This is a genomic window from Alloacidobacterium sp., from assembly GCF_035631355.1.
Taxonomy (GTDB): Bacteria; Acidobacteriota; Terriglobia; order Terriglobales; family Acidobacteriaceae; genus Alloacidobacterium.
This window is the reverse complement of sequence record NZ_DASQIX010000098.1, coordinates 71,518-79,343: the sequence shown is the minus strand read 5'-3', so window position 1 is coordinate 79,343 and position 7,826 is coordinate 71,518. Positions and strand designations below refer to the sequence as shown.

The window sequence follows — 7,826 nt, the reverse complement described above, 5'->3', positions numbered from 1 at the left end:
GCCTTTCTGTGGCTCATTCTCTCGTTGCATGTCCGGCCGGGGCGCATGGAAAAGCGCGATACGTCGGTTGAAGTGCTTCTGGCCGGCGTCCGCTATGTGTGGAAGACGCAGATTCTGCTGGGCGCAATTTCTCTCGACCTGTTCGCCGTCCTGCTCGGTGGCGCGGTGGCGCTCATGCCGATCTTTGCCAAAGACATTCTGCAGACCGGGCCGCGCGGACTGGGCCTTCTGCGCGCTGCCCCGGCCATTGGCGCGCTGGCTGTCTCCATGTGGCTCACCTGGCGGCCGATTCAGCGCCGCGCAGGTCACAAAATGTTCGTCTGCGTTGGAATTTTCGGCACGGCCACCATCATTTTCGGCTTTTCCCGGAGCCTGCTGCTTTCGCTCATTGCGCTGTTCTTCGTCGGCGCATCAGACATGGTCAGCGTGGTCATTCGCTCCGCTGTGCTGCAACTCGCGACGCCGCCAGCGATGCGCGGACGAGTCAGCGCGGTCTATTCGCTCTTTGTGAACGCATCGAATGAGCTGGGTGAATTTGAAAGCGGGCTTACCGCCGCCTGGTGGGGGGCGGTGCGTGCCGTGGTCTTTGGAGGCATTGGCTCGCTTGCAGTTACGGGACTGTGGAGCGTCTTCTTTCCGAAACTCCGCAGTGCTGACGAACTCACGCCCGAATCGCTGATGGAAGTGGAACTGGAGCAGTCGGCGCAAGAAATCAGCCAGCGTTAGATATTCCGCTTAATCACACCCTGAAGGTAGCGACCCATGCGCAAGTGCTTAAGGCGAGCATCGTTCCTATTCCTTTTGCTGGCCGCTTCAAGATTATGGGCCCAGGCGGGCCCCCCGTTCCAGACCGACGATCCAACGCCAGTAGATCTGGGGCATTACGAGGCTTATGCCTTCGGCACTCTGGACGGAACGCCGGCGGAACTTGACCCGGTTGGCCCCGCGTTTGAATTCAACTGGGGCGCCATTCCTAATATTCAGCTCCACGCCATTCTGCCTTTTGGCGCGGTGCTGCCCTCGAACAATCCTGTCTATGCTCCGGGCGGGACCGGCTCCAGCGCTTATGGGCTGACTGACATGGAACTGGGCGTGAAGTATGGCTTTATCAAGCAAACAGCGCACCGCCCTCAGATTGGGTCCTTCACTATGTTTGAAATTCCGACCGGGAGCTATTCCAAGGGGCTTGGCGTGGGCAAGGTGTGGTACAAACTACCGATCTGGGTAGAGAAAGAATTTGGTCCGTGGAGCTTTGTGGGTGGTCTTGGATATACCGTCGTCCCGCAGACACAATATCGAAACTTTCTGTATGGCGGATTCCTGGTCAAGCGGGAGATCAACAAGAGACTGGAACTTTCAGCCGAGGTCTTCTCTCACGCGCGGGAGGGCTTTGCCGCCGCGCAGACGGAAGCATCAACGATGATTGACGCAGGCGGCTACTACCACTTCAAGTCCCCCGGCTTGCAACTGCTTTTTGCCTATGGACACTCTATCGCTGGCCAGACGGAAAACTACGCCTACCTAGGTCTCTATAAGACCTGGGGAAAAGACAAAGGCGCGGCCCAGAATATGGCGGCGCAGACCATGCACTTTTTCTGAAGCGTGGCTGCTATTCGCGAATCAGTGAAGCATGGCGCTTGAATTCACAACCTCGTACGTCACCGATTCGATAGCAATTTTTCGTCAATACAAGAAGCTTTCCGAGGCCGCGCTGGCGCAGGTCAGCGATGAACATCTGCTGACGGCGCTGGATGATGAGAGCAACAGCCTCGCCATCATCATCAAGCACATGGCGGGAAACATGCGCTCGCGGTGGACGGATTTTCTGACCACGGACGGCGAGAAGCCTGACCGTAATCGGGACAGCGAGTTCGAAGGGCCTCCGGCCACGCGCCCGGAGTTGATGCGTCTTTGGGAGCACGGATGGAACTGTCTCTTTACCGCGCTGGAGCCGCTTAACGATGTGGATCTGGGTCGAACGGTCACCATTCGCAGCGAGGCGCATTCGGTGATGCAGGCCATCAACCGGCAGGTCGCGCATTACTCATATCACTGCGGCCAGATTGTCTTTCTGGCGAAGCATCTGGAATCGGAAAGCTGGAAATGTCTTACCGTTCCGCGGAAGCAGTCCGACGATTTTAATCGACGGGTACGCGCGGGCGAAGCCAGCCAGCGCTGACGCTTATGCTCTGAGGCTGAACGCGCTCTTTCTGCCGCCAAACATTCCGCTGAAGAAGTTGGCGATTCGGTCAGTAATGCCGCCGCGAGACGGAAGCAACTTCGGTACTTGCTTTGCCGCCAGCAGATGATCGATCCGCGCGCGGAGTTCTTCCCCCTCAAACACGCAATTCCGCAGATAGCTGGAGACGGAGAGGTTCGCCTCAGCCGCGCGCTTCTTCAGCACTCCGTGTTCCGCGAGAGAAAGTCGCAGTGACAGCGCGGTCGTTTTGCGCTCGGCAATTGCCAACTCCTTTGGCGCGACAGCAGGCAGAATCGACACTTTTTCCGTGAGCACTTGCCCAAACGCGGGTGGCTCGGGCACAGTCGCGGCAACGGCTTCGCGCGGACCTCCACGTTGCTCGCGCTTCGTTTGCCGCGTCGTTCCAGTTCTCTTCTTGGGCTTCGCTGACTTTGCTGTCTTCCGATGCTTAACGCTTTGTGCCGCGACCGGCGCGAGTTCCTCAGCTTTGGGCAAAGGCTTGCCGCTGCGCTGACGGCGCTGTATCCGCCGGATGGCTTCATCGTAGATCAGTTCCCGGACGCCGTCTTTCGCGCCGGACGATGACTGCGCTCCGGCCCATGACTGAAAGCGGTTAACAATAGCATTGATGTCTTCTATCGGTGGTTGCGTGCTCATGCGCCGAGTGTATCGCAGCGCAAAGCGCGCAAGCAGCTGGTCAGATGGAAATTCCGCTGCGAAAATCCAATATGAAACCGCAATGCCGTTTCGGGAAAATCAGCCGGTATTTCGCAACCCAGCCGAAATGCCGTTGATCGTTCCGGCGATGGCGCGGTTGATCTCGTCCGTGTCTTCGCCTGCCCGTTTGCGGCGCAGCAGGTCCACCTGAATCAGGCTCATTGGATCGACATACGGATTGCGCAGCCGGATAGAACGCGCCAAGACCTGATTGGTTTCCAGCAGCTCTTTCTGCCCGGTAATGGCAAGCGCGGCGGCGTGGGTGCGATGAAATTCTGTCTCGATTTTTGAAAAGACGCGCTTGCGCATCTCCGCGTCAGGAACCAGCGAAGCATAGAGTGACGCGATGCCCAGATCGGCCTTCGCCATCGCCATTTCAACGTTGCGGATGATGTCGATGAACAGTGGAAACTCAGCCATCATGGCGCGCAGCAGCTTTGCCGCGCCCGGCTTTTGCGAATACCGCTCGATGGCATAACCAACGCCGAACCACGCAGGTACAAGCTGGCGGCTTTGCGTCCATCCAAAGACCCAGGGAATGGCGCGCAGGTCGGCGAAGGCGCGCCGTCCGCTGCGCCGCGTCGGACGCGAGCTGATCTTGGCGTGCTCGAGTTCCGCGACAGGCGTGGCCAGCTCGAAATAGCTAAACACTTCAGGATCGTCGATGATCTGCTCGCGATAAAAATGGAATGCCGTGTCCGACATTTCTTCCAGCGCCGCTTCCCATTCCGGCAGCAGAATTCCGGACTGATGACCCTTGGGATCAAGCGCGTTCGGACGTGCCAGAGCATCGAGCGACGCAGCGATCATCAATTCCAGATTGCGTTCGGCCAGCACCACATCGGAATACTTCCAGTTGAGCACTTCGCCCTGTTCGGTAATGCGAATCTGTCCCTCAAACGCGCCTACAGGCTGCGCGTAAATCGAGCGGTGCGTGGGACCGCCTCCGCGCCCCACCGTGCCGCCACGCCCATGAAAGAGGCGGAGCTTCACGCCGCATTCGCGTGCCACCTCATGCAGGGCGCGGTGCGCGCGGAAAATCTCCCAGGTGCTGGTCATCATGCCGCCGTCTTTGTTTGAGTCCGAATAGCCCAGCATGATTTCTTGCGTGTTGCCCCATGTGGCCAGCAGCGCCCGGTATTCCGGCATGTTCCACCACTTGCGGCACACCTCGGGAGCGTTGCGCAGGTCTTCAATCGACTCGAAGAGCGGCACCGGCATCAGCCCCGGATCGTTACCGTTAGCCGCCACCTGCACGCCGCCCAGCCGCGCCAGCCACAGGACGCCGAGCACGTCTTCCACAGTGGCCGCGCCGCTGATGACGTATTGTCGAATCGCTTCCGGACTGCATCCCGCCTTTACTTCTGCTATGGTGCGGAATGCCTCAATCACGTCAGCGCTTTCTTTGCTAAGCGTCTGAGGAACTGTAGACGCATTGCCTGCGCACCAGTCTGACGTTTCCTTGAGCGCCTTGTTGTGCAGCTTCACATGCTGGCGAACATCCAGCGTATGCAGGTGCAGGCCGAACGTCCGAACCAGCAGAATGAACGGATCAATCAGCGTCTTCGCCAGTCGCAGACCTTCGTTCTCGGCCAGGCTGCGGCGCAAGGCATTCAGATCGTCGAGTAGTTCCTGCGCACTGCCATAAGCAGGCAAAGCGCTGAGCGCAGCTTCCATGCTTCCGGAGTCCGACTCGGATTCTCCCGCAGTCTTGAGCAGACGCGCATGCACGCAGACCATGAAGCGGCGGTACATTTCGAACTCGAAGCGCGCCCCGAAGATTTGTTGTGTTCCGGCGCGCAACTCCGCCAGATATCCATGCAGACGCTGACTCAGTTCATCGCTGATGGGCAACTGCTGCGCCGACGTTGTGAGCAGGTCGATGATCAACTGCGCCTGCTTCTGGTAATACGCGAGCAGACGCGCACGCGCCGTACGGATCGCTTCGCGTGTCACTTCAGGCGTTACATATGGATTGCCGTCGCGGTCGCCGCCGATCCATGAGCCGAAACCAAGCAGCAGCGGTAACTCAGAGATGTCGATGTGCAGCCCGTATTCGCTGGCCAGCGCCGCCGATACTTCTTCATATAGTTTGGGCAGCGTGGCAAAGATGGAGACATCGTAATAATCCAGCCCCATCTTGATTTCATCGTTCACCGTTGGACGGCGGCTGCGTACTTCGTCCGTTTGCCAAAGCGCTGTGATCTCGGCGGTGAGCTGTTCTTGTAGACGGGATATTTCTTCGTCAGGGACCGGGATGCGGTCAAGCTCTTCCAGGAACTCACCAATACGCCGCCGTTTGAATAGAACAGAACGTCGCGCGATCTCTGTGGGATGCGCGGTAAAGACGGGAACAATGAAGACGCGTTGCAGCCAGTTCAGCGCTTCGGCGGCTGTGATGCCCACCCGCTTCATCTCGCGCAGTGTGCCGCGCAGCGATCCGCGCTGGGTCGAGCTGTCTCCGCTGAGCTGCAGCGACACGCGCCGCCGCTTGCGGTGATTGGTCTCGGCAAGGTTAATCAGCTCGAAATAAAACGCGAAGGCGCGACTCAACTGGTAGGCCTGCTCGACCGGCAAAGCGCTGATGCCCAGCACCGTTTGCCGCAGACGCTCTTCTGCTTCCTTCGCGGAACCGGCGGCCTGCTCTTCGCGGCGGCGAATCGCGGATTGCCGTAGCTCTTCCACTTTTTTGTAGAGAGCTTCGCCTGCCTGCTCGCGCAGTACTTCGCCTAACAGCATGCCCAGCGAGCGCACATCGCGCCGCAAAGGGGCCTCTTTCAGGTCGCCTGAACGCGCTTCCAGCTCCGCCAGGCGTTGCGACCAGCTCTCCGGTTTCCAAAGAAGGGGCATATTTCGATTATGCAGGAGGACTTGCCGTGCTGGCGCACGCTGTGCGCGCACACCTAAAAATTGTTCGCCCTGAGCGTAGCGAAGGATCTGGCTTTAGCTGCTCACCTGCTGCTCTTCAAGTTGCAGCATTAACTCTTCCCACTCGGCGACAAGCAAACCGTGCTGTTCGCGCAGCGAATCGAGCAGACGTGTGAGCCTGTCGGTCTCTTCCGCGCTGACATAAATGCCAAGCGACTGCTCCGTATTTGCAATCGACGCCTCGACACGCGGAATTTCCTCTTCAACGAACGCCAGCCGCTCCTGCATCTGCCGTAAACGAATCGGATTCAGGCGACGAGCTTTTTCTTTTTCTACGGCTTGAACTGCAACAGGGGCCGGAGTCTGCTCCGCTGGCTCCGAAACCTGAGCGACATTCGATGTCCCATTCTCCTTGCGCCACAGATAATCCTCGTAGTTGCCGGGATAGACATGCACATGCCCGCCTTCCACTTCAAAGACGCGTGTAGCCAGCCGGTCAATAAAGTAGCGGTCATGCGAGACGAAGATCACGGTGCCGGTAAATTTGTTCACCGCGTCTAATAAAACATCTTTTGCGCGCAGATCGAGGTGGTTGGTGGGCTCATCGAGCAGCAGAAAATTCGCGGGGCTTACCAGAATGCGCGCCAGCGCATAACGATTTCGCTCGCCGCCGGAGAGCACCCCCAGCGACTTGAAAACATCGTCTCCTGAGAAGAGAAAACAGCCGAGCAGGCTGCGCAGGTCCGTTTCTGGCACGCGCGGCGCGATGCCGCTGATGTCGTCCAGCATCCGCGCTGCGGGGTCGAGCACCTTGTACTGATCCTGCGCGAAATAATCGGGCAGGACGTTGTGCCCCAACTTCAGCACGCCGGCTGTAGGCGGCTCCTGCGCGGACAACATGCGAATCAGCGTCGATTTGCCCGCACCGTTTGCGCCGACGAGTGCGATGCGGTCACCGCGTTCGATGGTGAAGCTCACGTCCGTTAAGACTTGTTTTTCGCCGTAGCTCTTGCTCAGGCCGGAGACTTCGACCACCGTCCTTCCCGACGCTGGCGGCTGCGGAAAAGTTAAGTGGATCGCCTGCTCTTCCTGCGGAATCTCGATGCGCTCAATCTTTTCCAGTTCCTTGATGCGGCTCTGCACCTGCTTCGCCTTCGTGGCCTGATAACGGAAGCGGCTGATGAATGCCTCAAGGTGCTCAATGTGCTCGCGCTGGTTGCGATACGCCGCCTCCAACTGCGCGCGGCGTTCTTCCTTCTGCTGCAGGTATTTCTCGTAGTTGCCGGAGTAGAAATGCAGCCCCTTGTTCCATATCTCGATAATCTTGTTCACCGTCACATCGAGAAAGTAGCGGTCATGCGAGATGAGGATGTAACCGTTCGGGTACGTTCTCAGATACTCTTCGAGCCAGTTGCGTGTTTCCAGATCGAGATGGTTCGTCGGCTCGTCTAAGAGAAGAAGATTCGGCTTCTGCAGCAGCAGTTTCGCCAGCGCAATCCGCATCTGCCAGCCGCCGGAGAATTCTTCCGTCCGCCGCGCCCAGTCCTCCTTGCCGAAGCCCAGGCCGCTGAGCACCGACCCCACCTGCGCATCGAGAGCGTAGCCGTCGTGCGCGTGGAACCTCGCGCCCAGGTTCGAATAGCGCTCCGCCGCAACCGCGTAGGCGCTGCTCTCGGGGTCAAGCTCGGCCAGCGAAGCCGCCAACGTTTCCAGCTCCTGCTCGATGCCGCGCAGCTCGTCAAAGACGGAAAGGCATTCCTCAAACACCGAGCGTCCGGAAAGCGCAAGCCCATCCTGCGGTAGGTAGCCGATGCTCATGCCGCGCGTGCGCTGCAAACCGCCGTAATCAAGCGTGTCGAGCCCGGCCAGCGTTTTCAGCAAAGTAGACTTGCCGGTGCCGTTCGCGCCGACCAGCGCCGTGCGCTCGCCCGCGGTGATGAGCCAGTTGGCATGTTCGAAAAGGAGTTTAGCGCCGAATCGTTTGCCGGCATCGGCAAGTTGCAGCATGGTTTTATTTTAGCGAGTAGGTAGAGCGGCGAGC

6 protein-coding genes are annotated in these 7,826 nt (G+C 58.9%); 3 read left to right on the top strand and 3 right to left on the bottom strand.

What is annotated here, in order from left to right; genetic code table 11:
- The 3 genes from VEV40_RS17460 to VEV40_RS17450 form a co-directional block, all read left to right on the top strand.
- Positions 1-726 (top strand): MFS transporter (locus VEV40_RS17460; RefSeq protein WP_324834174.1); only part of this gene is annotated, 726 nt, incomplete at its 5' end.
- 36 nt (positions 727-762) lie between these two features.
- Positions 763-1,599: a transporter gene (locus VEV40_RS17455; RefSeq protein WP_324834173.1), complete on the top strand. Its 837-nt coding sequence runs from the start codon at positions 763-765 to the stop codon at positions 1,597-1,599.
- 31 nt (positions 1,600-1,630) lie between these two features.
- The gene (locus tag VEV40_RS17450) at positions 1,631-2,179 is read left to right on the top strand and encodes a DUF1572 domain-containing protein (RefSeq protein ID WP_324834172.1); all 549 of its coding nucleotides are present in this window, start codon (positions 1,631-1,633) and stop codon (positions 2,177-2,179) included.
- Between the two features lie 3 nt (positions 2,180-2,182).
- Here the strand turns inward: VEV40_RS17450 and VEV40_RS17445 are convergent, their stop codons facing one another.
- From VEV40_RS17445 to VEV40_RS17435, 3 genes are all read right to left on the bottom strand, one after another.
- Positions 2,183-2,857, bottom strand: coding sequence for a plasmid mobilization protein (locus VEV40_RS17445; RefSeq protein WP_324834170.1), 675 nt, complete (start codon positions 2,855-2,857; stop codon positions 2,183-2,185).
- Between the two features lie 99 nt (positions 2,858-2,956).
- On the bottom strand, positions 2,957-5,767 hold the full coding sequence (locus VEV40_RS17440) for a phosphoenolpyruvate carboxylase (RefSeq protein WP_324834169.1): 2,811 nt from the start codon (positions 5,765-5,767) through the stop codon (positions 2,957-2,959).
- A gap of 93 nt (positions 5,768-5,860) precedes the next feature.
- Positions 5,861-7,792 carry an ABC-F family ATP-binding cassette domain-containing protein gene (locus VEV40_RS17435; protein WP_324834168.1) on the bottom strand — a complete coding sequence of 644 codons (1,932 nt, stop codon included), beginning with the start codon at positions 7,790-7,792 and terminating at the stop codon, positions 5,861-5,863.
- Positions 7,793-7,826 lie beyond the last annotated feature (34 nt).

Bases quoted from the DNA above. Each gene is read 5' to 3' on its own strand.
- VEV40_RS17455 (WP_324834173.1), top strand. From the start codon at position 763: ATGCGCAAGTGCTTAAGGCGAGCATCGTTCCTATTCCTTTTGCTGGCC.
- VEV40_RS17445 (WP_324834170.1), bottom strand. From the start codon at position 2,857: ATGAGCACGCAACCACCGATAGAAGACATCAATGCTATTGTTAACCGC.
- VEV40_RS17440 (WP_324834169.1), bottom strand. From the start codon at position 5,767: ATGCCCCTTCTTTGGAAACCGGAGAGCTGGTCGCAACGCCTGGCGGAG.
- VEV40_RS17435 (WP_324834168.1), bottom strand. From the start codon at position 7,792: ATGCTGCAACTTGCCGATGCCGGCAAACGATTCGGCGCTAAACTCCTT.
- VEV40_RS17450 (WP_324834172.1), top strand. From the start codon at position 1,631: ATGGCGCTTGAATTCACAACCTCGTACGTCACCGATTCGATAGCAATT.